The organism is Enterobacter sp. 6722112, assembly GCF_058661685.1.
The window spans coordinates 4,647,086-4,663,262 of sequence record NZ_JBZWGR010000007.1 but is presented as its reverse complement, the minus strand read 5'-3'; the positions used below and the strand labels follow the sequence as shown (position 1 = coordinate 4,663,262).

Genomic DNA, 16,177 nt, shown 5'->3' with positions numbered 1-16,177 from the left:
ATGCCTGACACACAATCGCGGTAAAGCGGTTGTTGAAGCGGTCTGCACGGGATAATTATCAATAAACACATGTAGATCGAGGCTGACTATGAAGAACATCGTTTTATGCTGTGCAGCGGGAATGTCAACCAGCATGCTGGTTCAACGTATGAAAGATGCCGCGCAGAAAAAAGGAGTCGAAGTAACCATTAAAGCCGTTCCGGTCGCGGAGTTTAAAGATAACATCGCGACGGCTGATATCGTATTACTGGGGCCACAGGTTAAATACGAACAGGCAAAACTCCAGGCGCAGGCCGATCCGCTCGGAAAAAAGGTTGCGGTCATCGACATGATGGATTACGGCATGATGAAAGGTGATGCCGTACTGGAAAAAGCGCTCAAACTTCTGGAGTCATAATGGAAGACTTAGAAACCACGATTATGGAACTGCTTGTCAACGCAGGCGCAGCGCGCAGCGCGGCCCTGACGGCGTTGCAGATGGCGCGAAAAGGCGACTTTGATGAAGCCGAGAAAGCGATGGAAGAATCGCGTGAATATGTGAAACATGCGCATACGATCCAGACGCAGCTTATCGGTCTTGATGAAGGGACCGGGAAACTTCCGGTTAACCTGATCACCGTTCACTCTCAGGATCACCTGATGAACGCGATGGTTATTCAGGATCTGGCGGGCGATATGATTGAGCTTTATCGACGTATCCCGTTAGTGAACTGAAGACATACAGATGTAAAAAAACCCGCCGAGGCGGGTTTTTTATTGTCGGGTGGCGCTACGCTTACCCGACCTGTGATTCATATGCCCGGTAATTTTACCTACCGGGCATCAACGATTACTCGTTGTCGGAACCGCCCAGACCTGCGTTCAGCAGTTCTGCAAGGCTCGCGGATGCATCTTCGGCAGTCACCTGCGGTGCAGCTGGCAGTTCGCCCGCTGCGCGACGGCGCATACGATCCTGGTGGTACGCATAACCGGTACCGGCCGGGATCAGACGACCCACGATAACGTTCTCTTTCAGACCGCGCAGTTCATCACGTTTACCTGCAACAGCCGCTTCGGTCAGGACACGAGTGGTTTCCTGGAACGATGCAGCAGAGATGAAGGACTCGGTTGCCAGAGACGCTTTGGTGATACCCAGCAGATCGCGTGCGAAGGTCGCACCGATTTTGCCGTTCGCTTCCAGATCGCGGTTAGCGATCTTAACGCGTGAGTATTCAACCTGCTCGCCTTCCAGGAAGTCGGAGCTGCCCGCGTTTTCGATGGTTGCTTTACGCAGCATCTGACGAACGATAACTTCAATGTGTTTATCGTTAATCTTAACGCCTTGCAGACGGTATACGTCCTGTACTTCGTTAACAATGTAACGGGTAACAGCATGCACACCACGCAGACGCAGGATGTCGTGCGGCGCTTCTGGACCATCGGAAACCACGTCACCACGTTCTACGCGTTCACCTTCGAACACGTTGAGCTGACGCCACTTAGGAATCATCTCTTCGTACGGCTCGCTGCCATCTACTGGCGTAATAACCAGGCGGCGCTTACCTTTGGTCTCTTTACCGAAGGAGATGATACCGCTGATTTCAGCCAGGATCGCAGGCTCTTTCGGACGACGTGCTTCGAACAGGTCCGCAACGCGTGGCAGACCACCGGTGATGTCCTTGGTACCGCCGGATTCCTGAGGAATACGCGCCAGGGTGTCACCAGAGCTGATCTGTACGCCATCTTCCAGCTGTACAATCGCTTTACCCGGCAGGAAGTACTGCGCAGGCATATCGGTACCAGGGATCAGAACGTCGTTGCCCTGAGCATCAACGATTTTCAGTGCAGGACGCAGATCTTTACCGCCGGTAGTACGTTCAGCAGAATCCAGAACCACCAGAGAAGACAGACCGGTCAGCTCGTCGGTCTGACGAGTAATGGTCTGGCCGTCGATCATGTCAGTGAAGCGGATGAAACCACTTACTTCGGTGATAACCGGCATGGTGTGTGGATCCCAGTTTGCAACGGTTTCACCGCCAGCAACCTGCTCGCCATCACCTTTCGCCATAACCGCACCGTAAGGCACTTTATAGCTCTCTTTGGTACGACCGAATTCGTCGATCAGCTTCAGCTCGGTATTACGGGAAGTGATAACCAGTTTACCGCTGGAGTTCACAACCGACTTCGCGTTGCTGAGCTTGATGCTACCTTTGTTTTTCACCTGGATGCTGGATTCAGCAGCCGCACGAGATGCCGCACCACCGATGTGGAACGTACGCATCGTCAGCTGTGTACCCGGCTCACCGATGGACTGTGCCGCGATAACGCCGATAGCCTCACCTTTGTTGATGATGTGGCCACGCGCCAGGTCACGACCGTAGCAGTGCGCACACACACCAAAGTCGGTGTCACAGGATACAACGGAACGCACTTTCACGGAGTCAACAGAGTTCGCTTCCAGCAGGTCACACCACTGTTCGTGCAGCAGGGTGTTGCGTGGAACCAGAATGTCTGCGGTGCCCGGCTTCAGAATGTCTTCCGCGGTCACACGACCCAGTACGCGATCGCGCAGCGGCTCTTTAACATCACCACCCTCGATAACCGGGGTCATGGTGATACCTTCGAGGGTGCCACAATCGTCTTCGGTGACGACCAGATCCTGCGCAACGTCAACCAGACGACGCGTCAGATAACCGGAGTTCGCCGTTTTCAGTGCGGTATCCGCCAGACCTTTACGCGCACCGTGCGTGGAGATGAAGTACTGGAGTACGTTCAGACCTTCACGGAAGTTCGCGGTGATTGGCGTTTCGATGATGGAGCCATCTGGCTTCGCCATCAGACCACGCATACCTGCCAGCTGACGAATCTGTGCCGCAGAACCACGCGCACCGGAGTCGGCCATCATGTAGATGCTGTTGAAGGAGACCTGCTGCTCTTCTACGCCGTCACGGTTAATCACGGTTTCGGTTTGCAGGTTATCCATCATCGCTTTAGATACACGATCGTTCGCCGCAGCCCAGATATCGATAACTTTGTTGTAACGTTCGCCTGCGGTTACCAGACCAGACTGGAACTGCTCCTGGATCTCAGCAACTTCAGCTTCCGCTTCAGAGATGATCTCGTGTTTCTTCTCTGGGATGACCATGTCATCGATACCAACAGATGCACCTGAACGCGCTGCATAAGCAAAGCCGGTGTACATTGTCTGGTCAGCGAAGATAACGGTCGGCTTCAGACCCAGAATGCGGTAACAGGTGTTCAGCATTTTGGAGATCGCTTTCTTGCCCAGCGCCTGGTTGACGATGGAGAAAGGCAGACCTTTCGGTACGATCATCCACAGAATGGCACGGCCAACGGTCGTGTCTTTCAGGCTGGTGTGCGCAACGAACTCGCCGTTTTCATCTTTTTCGTATTCGGTGATACGCACTTTAACGCGCGCATGCAGAGAGGCCAGGCCAGCGCGATAAATACGCTCAGCTTCTTTCGGGCCAGTCAGCACCATGCCTTCGCCTTTGGCGTTAACACAGTCACGGGTCATGTAGTACAGACCCAGTACAACGTCCTGAGAAGGAACGATGATAGGTTCACCGTTCGCTGGAGACAGGATGTTGTTGGTAGACATCATCAGCGCACGCGCTTCGAGCTGGGCTTCCAGCGTCAGCGGTACGTGAACAGCCATCTGGTCACCATCGAAGTCGGCGTTATAGGCCGCACAAACCAGCGGGTGCAGCTGGATCGCTTTACCTTCGATCAGGACTGGCTCAAAGGCCTGGATACCCAGACGGTGCAGAGTTGGTGCACGGTTCAGCAGTACCGGGTGTTCGCGGATCACTTCGTCCAGGATATCCCAAACGACAGCTTCTTCACGCTCAACCATTTTCTTCGCGGCTTTGATGGTGGTGGCGAGGCCACGCAGTTCCAGCTTGCCGTAGATGAACGGTTTGAACAGCTCCAGTGCCATTTTCTTCGGCAGACCGCACTGATGCAGACGCAGGTATGGACCTACGGTGATTACAGAACGACCGGAGTAGTCAACACGCTTACCGAGCAGGTTCTGACGGAAACGACCCTGCTTACCTTTGATCATGTCGGCCAAAGATTTCAGAGGACGTTTGTTAGAACCGGTGATCGCACGACCACGACGACCGTTATCTAACAGGGCATCGACTGCTTCCTGAAGCATACGTTTTTCGTTGCGTACGATGATGTCCGGCGCAGCCAGATCCAGCAGACGTTTCAGACGGTTGTTACGGTTGATCACGCGACGGTACAGATCGTTCAGATCCGACGTTGCGAAACGACCGCCATCCAGCGGAACCAGCGGACGCAGATCTGGCGGCAGAACCGGCAGAACGGTCAGGATCATCCACTCTGGTTTGTTACCAGACTGAACGAACGCTTCCAGCAGTTTGATACGCTTGGTCAGCTTTTTACGCTTGGTTTCGGAGTTGGTTTCGTTCAGCTCTTCGCGCAGAGTTTCACACTCTTGCTCCAGATCCATGCTCTTCAGCAGGGCCTGGATAGCTTCCGCACCCATCTTCGCGTCGAATTCGTCACCGAACTCTTCCAGCGCGTCCAGATACTGTTCTTCGGTCAGGATCTGGTTACGTTCCAGATTGGTCATCCCGCCTTCGATAACCACATAAGATTCGAAGTACAGAACACGTTCGATATCGCGCAGCGGCATGTCCAGCAGCAGACCGATACGGGACGGCAGAGATTTCAGGAACCAGATGTGAGCGGTCGGAGACGCCAGCTCGATGTGGCCCATACGCTCACGGCGTACTTTGGTCTGGGTCACTTCAACGCCGCACTTCTCACAGATCACACCACGGTGTTTCAGGCGCTTGTACTTACCGCACAGGCACTCGTAATCTTTTACTGGCCCGAAAATACGCGCACAGAAAAGGCCGTCACGCTCAGGTTTGAACGTACGGTAGTTAATGGTTTCCGGCTTTTTAACTTCACCGAAAGACCATGAACGGATCATGTCTGGCGAAGCCAGAGCAATTTTGATCGCATCAAACTCTTCGGTTTTAGTTTGCGCTTTCAGAAACTTTAATAAGTCTTTCACGGATTTGCTCCCGTCGGAGTTAGCACACTCTGCTGTCGGGCGTTAACCCGACAGCAGTGACCTGTTTGAGCGAGAATTACTCGTCTTCCAGTTCGATGTTGATACCCAGCGAACGAATCTCTTTCAACAGTACGTTGAAGGATTCTGGCATGCCCGGTTCCATCTGATGGTTGCCGTCTACGATGTTCTTATACATCTTAGTACGACCGTTCACGTCATCAGACTTAACGGTGAGCATTTCCTGCAAGGTGTATGCTGCGCCGTATGCTTCCAGCGCCCACACTTCCATCTCCCCGAAGCGCTGACCACCGAACTGAGCCTTACCACCCAGCGGCTGCTGAGTAACCAGGCTGTAAGAACCGGTAGAACGAGCGTGCATCTTGTCGTCGACCAGGTGGTTCAGTTTCAGCATGTACATGTAACCTACGGTTACCGGACGCTCGAACTGTTCACCGGTACGGCCGTCAAACAGCGTAATCTGGCCAGACGTTGGCAGACCACCCAGTTGCAGCAGCTCTTTAATTTCAGCTTCTTTTGCACCGTCGAATACCGGCGTTGCAATTGGCATACCTTTGCGCAGGTTCTCTGCCAGACGCAGCACTTCTTCATCGCTGAAGGTGTTCAGGTCGACTTTCTGACGAACGTCGGTACCCAGATCGTAGGCACGCTGGATGAACTCGCGCAGTTTCGCGACTTCCTGCTGCTGTTTCAGCATGGCGTTGATCTTATCGCCGATACCTTTCGCAGCCATACCCAGGTGGGTTTCCAGAATCTGACCGATGTTCATACGAGACGGTACGCCCAGTGGGTTCAGTACGATATCTACCGGCGTACCGTTAGCATCGTGCGGCATATCTTCGATCGGGTTGATCTTAGAGATAACACCCTTGTTACCGTGACGACCTGCCATCTTATCACCAGGCTGGATCTGACGTTTAACAGCCAGATACACCTTAACAATCTTCAGCACGCCTGGTGCCAGATCGTCGCCCTGAGTGATTTTGCGGCGTTTCGCTTCGAGTTTTTTCTCGAACTCGTGTTTCAGTTCGTCATACTGCTCAGCCAGCTGTTCCAGCTGATTCTGTTTCTCTTCGTCGGTCAGGCCCAGTTCCAGCCAGCGATCGCGTGGCAGTTTGTCGAGCTTCTCAGCTTCAACGCCACCGGCAACCAGCACCGCATAGATACGGCTGAACAGACCTGCTTCGAGGATTTGCAGTTCTTCAGACAGGTCTTTCTTAGCCTGTTTGAGCTGCATCTCTTCGATTTCCAGCGCACGCTTATCTTTCTCAACGCCGTCACGGGTGAAGACCTGAACGTCGATAACCGTACCGGAAACACCGTTTGGTACGCGCAGAGAAGAGTCTTTAACGTCAGACGCTTTCTCACCGAAGATAGCACGCAGCAGTTTCTCTTCTGGCGTCAGCTGGGTTTCGCCTTTCGGCGTGACCTTACCAACCAGAATGTCACCGCCGGTCACTTCCGCGCCGATGTAAACAATACCGGATTCATCCAGTTTAGAGAGCGCAGCTTCACCCACGTTCGGGATGTCAGCGGTGATCTCTTCTGGCCCCAGCTTGGTGTCACGGGACACACATGCCAGTTCCTGAATGTGGATGGTGGTGAAACGATCTTCCTGAACCACACGCTCGGAGACGAGGATGGAGTCTTCGAAGTTGTAACCGTTCCACGGCATGAACGCTACGCGCATGTTCTGACCGAGCGCCAGTTCACCGAGGTCGGTGGACGGACCGTCTGCCAGCACGTCGCCGCGCTCAACTGGCTCACCCAGAGACACACATGGCATCTGGTTGATACAGGTGTTCTGGTTAGAACGGGTGTATTTGGTCAGGTTGTAGATGTCGATACCCGCTTCGCCCGGATACATCTCGTCTTCGTTAACTTTGATAACGATACGGGATGCGTCAACGTACTGAACGGTACCGCCACGCTTAGCAACTGCTGTAACACCAGAGTCAACGGCAACAGCACGTTCCATACCGGTACCAACCAGCGGCTTATCAGCACGCAGAGTTGGAACGGCCTGACGTTGCATGTTCGCACCCATCAATGCACGGTTGGCGTCATCGTGTTCCAGGAACGGGATCAGGGACGCACCGACGGATACCACCTGCTGGGTGGATACGTCCATGTAGTCAACCTGGTCGCGGCTGAACAAGCTGGATTCGCCTTTGCTACGGCAGGTAACCAGATCTTCTACAAAGTGGCCTTCGTCATCCAGGTTGGAGTTCGCCTGAGCGATAACGTAGTTGCCTTCTTCAATAGCAGACAGGTAATGAATTTCGTCAGTAACAACACCGTCGGTCACTTTACGATACGGGGTCTCGAGGAAACCGTATTCGTTCGTCTGTGCGTACACGGACAGGGAGTTGATCAGACCGATGTTTGGACCTTCAGGCGTTTCGATTGGACATACGCGACCGTAGTGAGTCGGGTGTACGTCTCGAACTTCAAAGCCTGCGCGTTCACGGGTCAGACCGCCTGGGCCGAGTGCGGAGATACGACGTTTGTGCGTGATCTCAGACAGCGGGTTGTTCTGGTCCATGAACTGAGACAGCTGGCTGGAACCGAAGAACTCTTTCACTGCCGCAGAAATCGGCTTCGCGTTAATCATATCCTGAGGCATCAGGGTATCCAGATCGCCCAGAGACAGACGCTCTTTCACCGCACGCTCTACACGTACCAGGCCAACGCGGAACTGGTTTTCCGCCATTTCGCCTACGGAACGGATACGACGGTTGCCGAGGTGGTCGATATCGTCCACTTCGCCTTTACCGTTACGGATATCGATGAGCTTCTTCATCACTTCAATGATGTCGTCTTTGCTCAGGATACCGGAACCTTCGATCTCGTCGCGCAGCAGAGAACGGTTGAACTTCATACGACCAACCGCGGACAGATCGTAGCGGTCTTCGGAGAAGAACAGGTTCTCGAACAGGCTTTCAGCCGCTTCGCGTGTTGGTGGCTCACCAGGACGCATCATGCGGTAGATTTCGACCAGCGCGCTCAGACGATCGTTGGTTGGGTCGACGCGTACAGTCTCAGAGATGTACGGACCGTGGTCCAGATCGTTGGTGAACAGCGTTTCGATACGTTTGTGGCCAGACTGGCTCAGCTTAGCCAGCAGATCCAGGCTCAGCTCCATGTTCGCCGGGCAGATCAGCTCGCCAGTTGATTCATCAACGTAATCTTTCGCGGCTACTTTTCCTGCAATGTATTCAACCGGAACTTCGATGTGTTTGATATCATCTTTTTCCAGCTGGCGGATGTGGCGCGCGGTGATACGGCGACCTTTTTCCACATACACTTTGCCGTCGGCTTCGATGTCGAACGACGCGGTCTCACCACGCAGACGTTCCGGCACTAACTCCATCTGCAACTTGTTGTCGCGGATTTCAAAGATCACTTTCTCAAAGAACAGGTCCAGGATCTGCTCAGTGGTATAGTTCAGTGCACGCAGAATGATGGTTGCAGGCAGCTTACGACGACGGTCGATACGGACAAACAGGTTGTCTTTTGGATCGAATTCGAAGTCCAGCCATGAACCACGGTAAGGAATGATGCGTGCGTTATACAGTACTTTACCGGAAGAGTGCGTTTTACCTTTATCGCTGTCGAAGAAGACGCCCGGGCTACGGTGCAGCTGGGAAACGATAACACGCTCAGTACCGTTGATAACGAAAGTACCGTTGTCCGTCATGAGTGGAATTTCACCCATGTAGACTTCTTGTTCTTTAATGTCTTTTACGGTGCCTTCCGGCGCTTCGCGCTCGTAGATCACCAGACGCAGTTTTACGCGCAGCGGTGCGGAATAGGTCACGCCACGGATCTGACATTCCTGAACGTCAAACACCGGTTCGCCAAGGCGGTAGCTGACGTACTGCAGCTCGGAATTACCGCTGTAGCTCTGAATCGGGAACACGGAACGGAAGGCTGCTTCCAGGCCGTACTGCCCTTCAGGATCTTGCTCGATAAACTTCTGGAACGAGTCAAGCTGGATAGAAAGGAGATATGGAATGTCCAGAACTTGTGGACGTTTACCAAAATCCTTACGAATACGTTTTTTCTCGGTATAGGAGTAAACCATAGGGTTCCTCAGCTCGCTGACAAGTCGACCCATCTGCCCGACGAAGGGACAGTTTGTGCAACACCATTTTGTGGACCGGAAAATTGAATACTTTCCGCAATACCTGTTGCTATCACGCTTAAACCATTTCATTGCGATTTACACAGAGCGAGCACCCTGTCGCAGTATATTAAGTCGTCGATAGAAACAAGCATTGTCAGGACAACCAGCAGTCAAACAGTGTGAAATGCTGCTGATGCCTTACAGCGCAAAAAGGCTGGTGACTAAAAAGTCACCAGCCATCAGCCTAATTGCTTAGGCTGCAACCAGAAAAGTTGGCTTATTTAACTTCAACTTCAGCGCCAGCTTCTTCCAGAGATTTTTTCAGTGCTTCTGCGTCGTCTTTGCTCACGCCTTCTTTCAGCGCAGCTGGAGCAGATTCTACCAGGTCTTTAGCTTCTTTCAGACCCAGGCCAGTTGCGCCACGTACTGCTTTGATTACAGCAACTTTGTTCGCGCCAGCAGCTTTCAGAATTACGTCGAATTCAGTTTTTTCTTCAGCAGCTTCAGCCGGGCCCGCAGCTACAGCTACAGCAGCAGCAGCAGAAACACCGAATTTTTCTTCCATTGCAGAAACCAGCTCTACAACGTCCATTACGGACATAGCTGCTACTGCTTCAATGATTTGATCTTTAGTGATAGACATTTAAATTGTTCCTGAAAATCAGAATAAGTTTATACGTAAGCAAATGCTTTATAAAGATAACTGCGATTAAGCAGCTTCTTTCGCATCGCGTACAGCAGCCAGAGTGCGAACCAGTTTGCCAGCCGCAGCTTCTTTCATGGTTGCCATCAGGCGTGCAATTGCTTCTTCGTAGGTCGGCAGGGTTGCCAGGCGATCGATTTGCGATGCCGGGATCAACTCACCTTCAAAGGCTGCAGCTTTGACCTCAAATTTTGCATTCGCTTTCGCGAACTCTTTGAACAGACGAGCAGCAGCGCCCGGGTGTTCCATAGAGTATGCAATCAGGGTCGGACCAACAAACGTGTCTTTCAGGCACTCGAACTGAGTACCTTCAACTACGCGACGCAGCAGGGTGTTACGAACAACACGCATGTATACGCCAGCTTCACGACCTGCTTTACGCAGTTCAGTCATTTTGTCTACAGTAACGCCACGGGAATCCGCAACTACTGCAGACAGCGCGCCTTTGGCTACTTCGCTGACTTCAGCAACAATCGCTTGTTTGTCTTGAAGATTTAAAGCCATTAGCTTTGCTCCTGGATGTTTGCCGGAACTCATGTTCCGGAACTCACTTCACTCGACCCAACGGGAAGAGCGTCTTAATACGGTGAGCAGAAACAAGCCAGAGTATTTAAAATAATCTTAGCGTTCTGTCACCGTCTACGCAGGGGATTAAGTTTCTTGCGAAACACCTGCGGTCTTCGACGGAGGCCTGGATAGGCCAGGCTCCAACGAACAATTCTTTTAGCCGCTAACTTTTGTTAGCAAACGTGGGGGTAAGATTGTAGACAAAATCACCGCCCACGTAAAGGCATTAGTTTGCAGCAGCGCTCAGGCCAGCTTGGTCAACTGCAACACCTGCACCCATGGTGGTGGAGATGCTAACTTTCTTGATGTACACGCCTTTCGCCTGAGTTGGTTTTGCTTTTTTCAGCGCAACCAGCAGAGCTTCCAGGTTTTCTTTCAGTTTGTCAGCGTCAAAGTCCACTTTACCGATGGTGGTGTGGATGATGCCGTTTTTGTCGTTACGGTAACGAACCTGACCTGCTTTAGCGTTCTTAACCGCTTCAGCAACGTTAGGCGTTACAGTACCCACTTTCGGGTTTGGCATCAGGCCGCGTGGACCCAGAACCTGGCCCAGCTGGCCAACAACGCGCATTGCATCTGGAGAAGCAATAACAACGTCAAAGTTCATTTCGCCTTTCTTGATCTGATCAGCCAGATCTTCCATACCTACCAGTTCAGCGCCGGCAGCTTTAGCAGCTTCAGCGTTTGCACCCTGAGCAAATACAGCTACGCGTACGGAACGGCCAGTACCGTGTGGCAGTACAGTTGCGCCACGAACGTTCTGATCGGATTTACGAGCGTCGATGCCCAGGTTAACGGCAACGTCAACGCTTTCAACGAACTTAGCAGTTGCCAGTTCTTTCAGCAGAGCGATAGCTTCGTTGATGTCGTACTGTTTGGTCGCATCAACTTTGTCACGGATCACGGACATGCGCTTGGTCAGTTTAGCCATTTCTTAGTCCTCCACTACCAGGCCCATGGAACGTGCAGTACCTTCGATGGAGCGAGTCATCGCTTCAATGTCGGAACCAGTCATGTCGGCAGCTTTGGTCTGCGCGATTTCCTGCAACTGAGCGCGGGAAATTTTACCCACTTTGTCTTTGTTCGGCTTACCGGAACCAGACTTGATGCCCGCTGCTTTCTTCAGCAGAACTGCTGCTGGAGGGGTTTTGGTAACGAAAGTGAAAGAACGGTCAGCGTAAACAGTGATTACAACTGGGATTGGCAGACCTTTTTCCATGGATTCAGTTTTGGCGTTGAACGCTTTACAGAATTCCATGATGTTCACACCCTGCTGACCCAGAGCTGGACCAACTGGTGGACTTGGGTTCGCCATACCTGCTGCAACCTGCAGCTTGACGTAGGCTTGTACTTTCTTAGCCATTCTAAAATCCTCTGATTGGGTAATAACGCCTCGGAGAGGCTCCCCGTGAATAAAATTCGTTTTACGGGCCGGGGCCCATAAAAACAAAAGGCGCGAAATTGTATTCCAATCTCGCGCCCTGTGCAACGATTAAATCGTCGCTTTTTTGATCGCTGCTTAGGCTTTTTCTACCTGAGCAAAGTCCAGCTCTACCGGGGTCGCACGACCAAAGATAGAAACGGAAACTTTCAGGCGGGACTTCTCGTAGTCCACTTCTTCGACGACGCCATTGAAGTCAGCAAACGGACCGTCGTTAACACGAACCATCTCACCCGGTTCAAACAGCGTTTTCGGACGCGGTTTATCACCAACCTGCTGGAGGCGGTTCATAATCGCATCAACTTCTTTGTCGCTGATTGGCGCCGGACGGTCAGATGTGCCGCCGATAAAGCCCATCACGCGTGGTACGCTGCGCACCAGGTGCCAGCTCGCGTCGTTCATCACCATCTGAACCAGCACGTAACCCGGGAAGAATTTACGCTCGCTTTTGCGACGTTGGCCGCCACGGATCTCAACCACTTCTTCGGTCGGAACCATAACTTCGCCAAATAACTCTTCCATATTGTGTAATTTGATATGCTCACGCAGCGACGTAGCTACGCGGCCTTCAAAACCGGAAAACGCCTGAACGACGTACCAGCGCTTTTTAGGGGCTTCAGACATCTCAGAACCTCAGGCCAGTGATAAAGGATACCAGGCGAACCAGAATACCATCCAGTCCCCACAGGATCAGTGACATTACAGCGGTTACCGCCGCTACAATCAGCGTGGTGTGCAATGTTTCCTGGCGAGTCGGCCAAATCACCTTGCGGACTTCGGTACGCGCTTCGCGGGCAAACGCAACGGTCGCTTTGCCTTTCGTCGTCAACAGCGCGACACCACCCGCCGCAGCAATCAGAATTACCACTGCAAGCGCGCGTAGCGGCAGCATCATGTCACGATAAAGATAGTTGCCGACAATCGCCACAATCAGCAGCACGGCTACAACTACCCATTTCATCGCTTCCAGGCCGCGCCCGCTCCCTTGAGCTTCGGTATTCGCACTCATAAACCAACCTGTCAGAAGTATTCTACAAACATTTTCACCCCGCGAGTGCGAGGCAAACCAATCGAAATGCTATTCGCTTTTCGTATTATACGCTCTCCGCAGAGCCTGTCTCAGCAATGATTATGACAAAATTAATCACTGATGAGCCAGGTTCTGATGTGAAAGCGTGCAAAAAGGGCATCAAATGATGCCCTTTTATTGCGCATTGCGTCAAATGTTATCAGCGATTAGCCGAGAACTTTAGCAACAACGCCCGCGCCAACGGTACGGCCGCCTTCACGGATTGCGAAACGCAGACCGTCGTCCATCGCGATTGGGTGGATCAGCGTCACAACCATCTTGATGTTGTCGCCTGGCATTACCATCTCTACGCCTTCTGGCAGTTCGATGGTACCGGTCACGTCAGTTGTACGGAAGTAGAACTGTGGACGGTAGCCTTTGAAGAACGGAGTATGACGGCCGCCTTCGTCTTTGGACAGAATGTACACTTCAGATTCGAATTTGGTGTGTGGCTTGATTGAGCCTGGCTTCGCCAGAACCTGACCACGTTCGATTTCTTCACGTTTGATACCACGCAGCAGAACACCAACGTTCTCACCAGCACGGCCTTCGTCCAGCAGTTTGCGGAACATTTCAACGCCAGTACAGGTAGACTTCGCAGTCTCTTTGATACCAACGATTTCAACTTCTTCACCAACTTTGATGATACCGCGCTCTACACGACCGGTAACAACGGTACCACGACCGGAGATGGAGAATACGTCTTCGATTGGCAGCAGGAATGGCTTGTCAATCGCACGCTCTGGTTCTGGGATGTAAGAATCCAGGTAGCCAGCCAGTTCGATGATTTTCGCTTCCCACTCTGCGTCGCCTTCCAGCGCTTTCAGCGCGGAACCACGAACGATTGGAGTGTCGTCGCCTGGGAAATCGTACTGAGACAGCAGTTCACGAACTTCCATCTCTACCAGTTCCAGCAGCTCTTCGTCATCAACCATGTCGCATTTGTTCAGGAACACGATGATGTAAGGAACGCCTACCTGACGACCCAGCAGGATGTGCTCACGAGTCTGAGGCATAGGGCCGTCAGTCGCAGCAACAACCAGGATCGCGCCGTCCATCTGCGCAGCACCGGTGATCATGTTTTTAACATAGTCGGCGTGGCCTGGGCAGTCTACGTGTGCGTAGTGGCGAGTCGGGGTGTCATACTCAACGTGAGAGGTGTTGATGGTGATACCACGAGCTTTTTCTTCTGGTGCGTTATCGATCTGGTCGAAAGCACGAGCAGCACCGCCGTAGGTTTTAGCCAGTACGGTAGTGATTGCAGCGGTCAGCGTTGTTTTACCATGGTCAACGTGGCCGATAGTACCGACGTTAACGTGCGGTTTTGTACGTTCAAACTTTTCTTTAGACATCGATTGTCCCTCTAAGACACGGATAAATCGGTGATATCACCACATCAACCAGGCGAAAATGCCTGAACTGTTGAATACATTTACATTGAAACAGAGAGAAAGGGAGGGAGAAGTGAAGTGGTGCTGATACCCAGAGTCGAACTGGGGACCTCACCCTTACCAAGGGTGCGCTCTACCAACTGAGCCATATCAGCACGTATTGGAGCGGGCAGCGGGAATCGAACCCGCATCATCAGCTTGGAAGGCTGAGGTAATAGCCATTATACGATGCCCGCATCCTGAAACTCGGCTACCCAGTTCTTTCTGTAACAAAAAAAGAGATTTCTCTCTTTTCTGTTCGAGCTGGTCAATTTTTCCAACCAGCTCCGGCGGCGTTGTCGCTGCCAGAAAGTGGTGGTGGGGGAAGGATTCGAACCTTCGAAGTCTGTGACGGCAGATTTACAGTCTGCTCCCTTTGGCCGCTCGGGAACCCCACCGGACTTGATGGTGCCGACTACCGGAATCGAACTGGTGACCTACTGATTACAAGTCAGTTGCTCTACCTACTGAGCTAAGTCGGCATCAAGTAGCGCGCATTCTATGGAGACCTGCGCAGTCATGCAACTAAAAAATTGCATAAAACGTTCTTTCGCTCACATTTTATTCGAAACCAGGGCTAACCGCTGTAAATTCATCCGCTCACGGTTAAAAATTCAACATGAACGCCTGATTTCGGCACGCTATAGCCCCAGGTGATGCCTGCCCGGTTAAGCATCGCTTTCCCATATTTTTTCTTATTATTCCTCTCATCTGGTGTTAACCTCCTGCCCATTGTCCAAAATTAACTATGTGATGAGCCCGCACCCGCCGTTTCGTGATGGTTCACAGAAGCATGCTTATGAGCAAAAAAGAGCAAACGTTAATGACGCCCTATCTTCAGTTTAACCGTAGCCAGTGGGCAGCCCTGCGTGACTCCGTCCCTATGACACTGACGGAAGGTGAAATCGCACGGCTAAAAGGGATAAACGAAGATCTCTCCCTGGAAGAGGTGGCAGAAATCTATCTCCCCCTCTCTCGCTTGCTTAACTTCTATATCAGCTCCAATTTGCGTCGTCAGGCCGTACTGGAACAGTTCCTCGGCACGAACGGTCAACGTATTCCTTATATCATCAGTATTGCGGGCAGCGTGGCAGTGGGTAAAAGTACCACCGCGCGCGTGCTACAGGCGCTGCTGAGCCGCTGGCCGGAACACCGCAGCGTGGAGCTGATCACCACCGACGGCTTCCTGCATCCCAACGAGGTGTTGAAAGAACGCGGCCTGATGAAAAAGAAGGGCTTCCCGCTCTCTTATGATATGCACCGCCTGGTAAAGTTTGTTTCAGATCTAAAATCGGGCGTACCTCACGTTACCGCGCCGGTTTACTCGCATCTGATCTACGACCGCATCCCGGATGGCGACAAAACGGTTGTGCAGCCCGACATCCTGATTCTGGAAGGCTTAAACGTCCTGCAAAGCGGGATGGATTATCCTCACGATCCGCATCATGTGTTTGTCTCTGACTTTGTCGATTTCTCAATTTATGTCGATGCGCCGGAAGATTTGCTGCAACGCTGGTATATCAACCGCTTCCTGAAGTTCCGCGAAGGCGCGTTCACCGACCCGGATTCCTACTTCCACAACTACGCCCAGCTCTCTGAAGAAGAGGCTATCAGCGTGGCGACCGGGCTGTGGAATGAGATCAACTACGTCAACCTCAAAGAGAACATCCTGCCGACGCGCGAACGCGCAAGCCTGATCCTCACCAAGAGTGAGAAACACGCCGTCGACCAGATTCGTTTACGGAAGTAGATCTCAGACGTAAAAAA

12 protein-coding genes and 4 tRNA genes are annotated in these 16,177 nt (G+C 52.3%); 3 read left to right on the top strand and 13 right to left on the bottom strand.

Going from position 1 to position 16,177, the window contains the following annotated elements:
* Positions 1–88 precede the first annotated feature (88 nt).
* Positions 89–397 (top strand): PTS sugar transporter subunit IIB, encoded by a 309-nt coding sequence (locus AC4OVU_RS23810; protein WP_010425948.1) that lies wholly within the window; start codon positions 89–91, stop codon positions 395–397.
* Positions 397–714: a PTS lactose/cellobiose transporter subunit IIA gene (locus AC4OVU_RS23805; protein WP_003862327.1), complete on the top strand. Its 318-nt coding sequence runs from the start codon at positions 397–399 to the stop codon at positions 712–714. Before AC4OVU_RS23810 ends, AC4OVU_RS23805 begins: the two co-directional genes overlap by 1 nt.
* Before the next feature lie 115 nt (positions 715–829).
* Here the strand turns inward: AC4OVU_RS23805 and rpoC are convergent, their stop codons facing one another.
* From rpoC to AC4OVU_RS23740, 13 genes are all read right to left on the bottom strand, one after another.
* Positions 830–5,053: a DNA-directed RNA polymerase subunit beta' gene (gene rpoC, locus AC4OVU_RS23800; protein ID WP_017384083.1), complete on the bottom strand. Its 4,224-nt coding sequence runs from the start codon at positions 5,051–5,053 to the stop codon at positions 830–832.
* Positions 5,054–5,129: 76 nt separating this feature from the next.
* On the bottom strand, positions 5,130–9,158 hold the full coding sequence (rpoB, locus tag AC4OVU_RS23795; RefSeq protein ID WP_015569976.1) for a DNA-directed RNA polymerase subunit beta: 4,029 nt from the start codon (positions 9,156–9,158) through the stop codon (positions 5,130–5,132).
* A 319-nt stretch (positions 9,159–9,477) separates the two neighbouring features.
* Positions 9,478–9,843 (bottom strand): 50S ribosomal protein L7/L12, encoded by a 366-nt coding sequence (rplL, locus tag AC4OVU_RS23790; RefSeq protein WP_002445276.1) that lies wholly within the window; start codon positions 9,841–9,843, stop codon positions 9,478–9,480.
* A gap of 66 nt (positions 9,844–9,909) precedes the next feature.
* A complete protein-coding gene (gene rplJ / locus AC4OVU_RS23785; RefSeq protein ID WP_003862338.1) occupies positions 9,910–10,407 on the bottom strand; it encodes a 50S ribosomal protein L10 in 498 nt (165 codons plus the stop codon).
* Between the two features lie 289 nt (positions 10,408–10,696).
* Positions 10,697–11,401 carry a 50S ribosomal protein L1 gene (rplA, locus tag AC4OVU_RS23780; protein ID WP_006810530.1) on the bottom strand — a complete coding sequence of 235 codons (705 nt, stop codon included), beginning with the start codon at positions 11,399–11,401 and terminating at the stop codon, positions 10,697–10,699.
* 3 nt (positions 11,402–11,404) lie between these two features.
* A complete protein-coding gene (rplK, locus tag AC4OVU_RS23775; RefSeq protein WP_003862340.1) occupies positions 11,405–11,833 on the bottom strand; it encodes a 50S ribosomal protein L11 in 429 nt (142 codons plus the stop codon).
* A gap of 156 nt (positions 11,834–11,989) precedes the next feature.
* Complete coding sequence (gene nusG / locus AC4OVU_RS23770; protein WP_003862341.1) at positions 11,990–12,535, bottom strand: transcription termination/antitermination protein NusG; 546 nt, start codon at positions 12,533–12,535, stop codon at positions 11,990–11,992.
* Between the two features lies 1 nt (position 12,536).
* Positions 12,537–12,920, bottom strand: coding sequence for a preprotein translocase subunit SecE (secE, locus tag AC4OVU_RS23765; RefSeq protein ID WP_003862342.1), 384 nt, complete (start codon positions 12,918–12,920; stop codon positions 12,537–12,539).
* Between the two features lie 227 nt (positions 12,921–13,147).
* Positions 13,148–14,332 (bottom strand): elongation factor Tu, encoded by a 1,185-nt coding sequence (gene tuf / locus AC4OVU_RS23760; protein ID WP_014885484.1) that lies wholly within the window; start codon positions 14,330–14,332, stop codon positions 13,148–13,150.
* A 118-nt stretch (positions 14,333–14,450) separates the two neighbouring features.
* Positions 14,451–14,526: transfer RNA gene (locus AC4OVU_RS23755), tRNA-Thr, on the bottom strand.
* A gap of 6 nt (positions 14,527–14,532) precedes the next feature.
* Positions 14,533–14,607, bottom strand: a tRNA-Gly gene (locus AC4OVU_RS23750).
* 116 nt (positions 14,608–14,723) lie between these two features.
* A tRNA-Tyr gene (locus AC4OVU_RS23745) sits at positions 14,724–14,808 on the bottom strand.
* 8 nt (positions 14,809–14,816) lie between these two features.
* A tRNA-Thr gene (locus AC4OVU_RS23740) sits at positions 14,817–14,892 on the bottom strand.
* Between the two features lie 317 nt (positions 14,893–15,209).
* Between AC4OVU_RS23740 and coaA the strand changes: the two genes are divergently transcribed.
* Positions 15,210–16,160, top strand: a complete 951-nt coding sequence (gene coaA / locus AC4OVU_RS23735; RefSeq protein ID WP_015569977.1) for a type I pantothenate kinase — start codon at positions 15,210–15,212, stop codon at positions 16,158–16,160.
* Positions 16,161–16,177: the final 17 nt, after the last annotated feature.

Coding starts and splice junctions, on each gene's coding strand:
- AC4OVU_RS23810 (WP_010425948.1), top strand. CDS start 89: ATGAAGAACATCGTTTTATGCTGTGCAGCGGGAATGTCAACCAGCATG.
- AC4OVU_RS23805 (WP_003862327.1), top strand. CDS start 397: ATGGAAGACTTAGAAACCACGATTATGGAACTGCTTGTCAACGCAGGC.
- rpoB (WP_015569976.1), bottom strand. CDS start 9,158: ATGGTTTACTCCTATACCGAGAAAAAACGTATTCGTAAGGATTTTGGT.
- rplL (WP_002445276.1), bottom strand. CDS start 9,843: ATGTCTATCACTAAAGATCAAATCATTGAAGCAGTAGCAGCTATGTCC.
- rplJ (WP_003862338.1), bottom strand. CDS start 10,407: ATGGCTTTAAATCTTCAAGACAAACAAGCGATTGTTGCTGAAGTCAGC.
- rplA (WP_006810530.1), bottom strand. CDS start 11,401: ATGGCTAAACTGACCAAGCGCATGTCCGTGATCCGTGACAAAGTTGAT.
- rplK (WP_003862340.1), bottom strand. CDS start 11,833: ATGGCTAAGAAAGTACAAGCCTACGTCAAGCTGCAGGTTGCAGCAGGT.
- nusG (WP_003862341.1), bottom strand. CDS start 12,535: ATGTCTGAAGCCCCTAAAAAGCGCTGGTACGTCGTTCAGGCGTTTTCC.
- secE (WP_003862342.1), bottom strand. CDS start 12,920: ATGAGTGCGAATACCGAAGCTCAAGGGAGCGGGCGCGGCCTGGAAGCG.
- tuf (WP_014885484.1), bottom strand. CDS start 14,332: ATGTCTAAAGAAAAGTTTGAACGTACAAAACCGCACGTTAACGTCGGT.
- coaA (WP_015569977.1), top strand. CDS start 15,210: ATGAGCAAAAAAGAGCAAACGTTAATGACGCCCTATCTTCAGTTTAAC.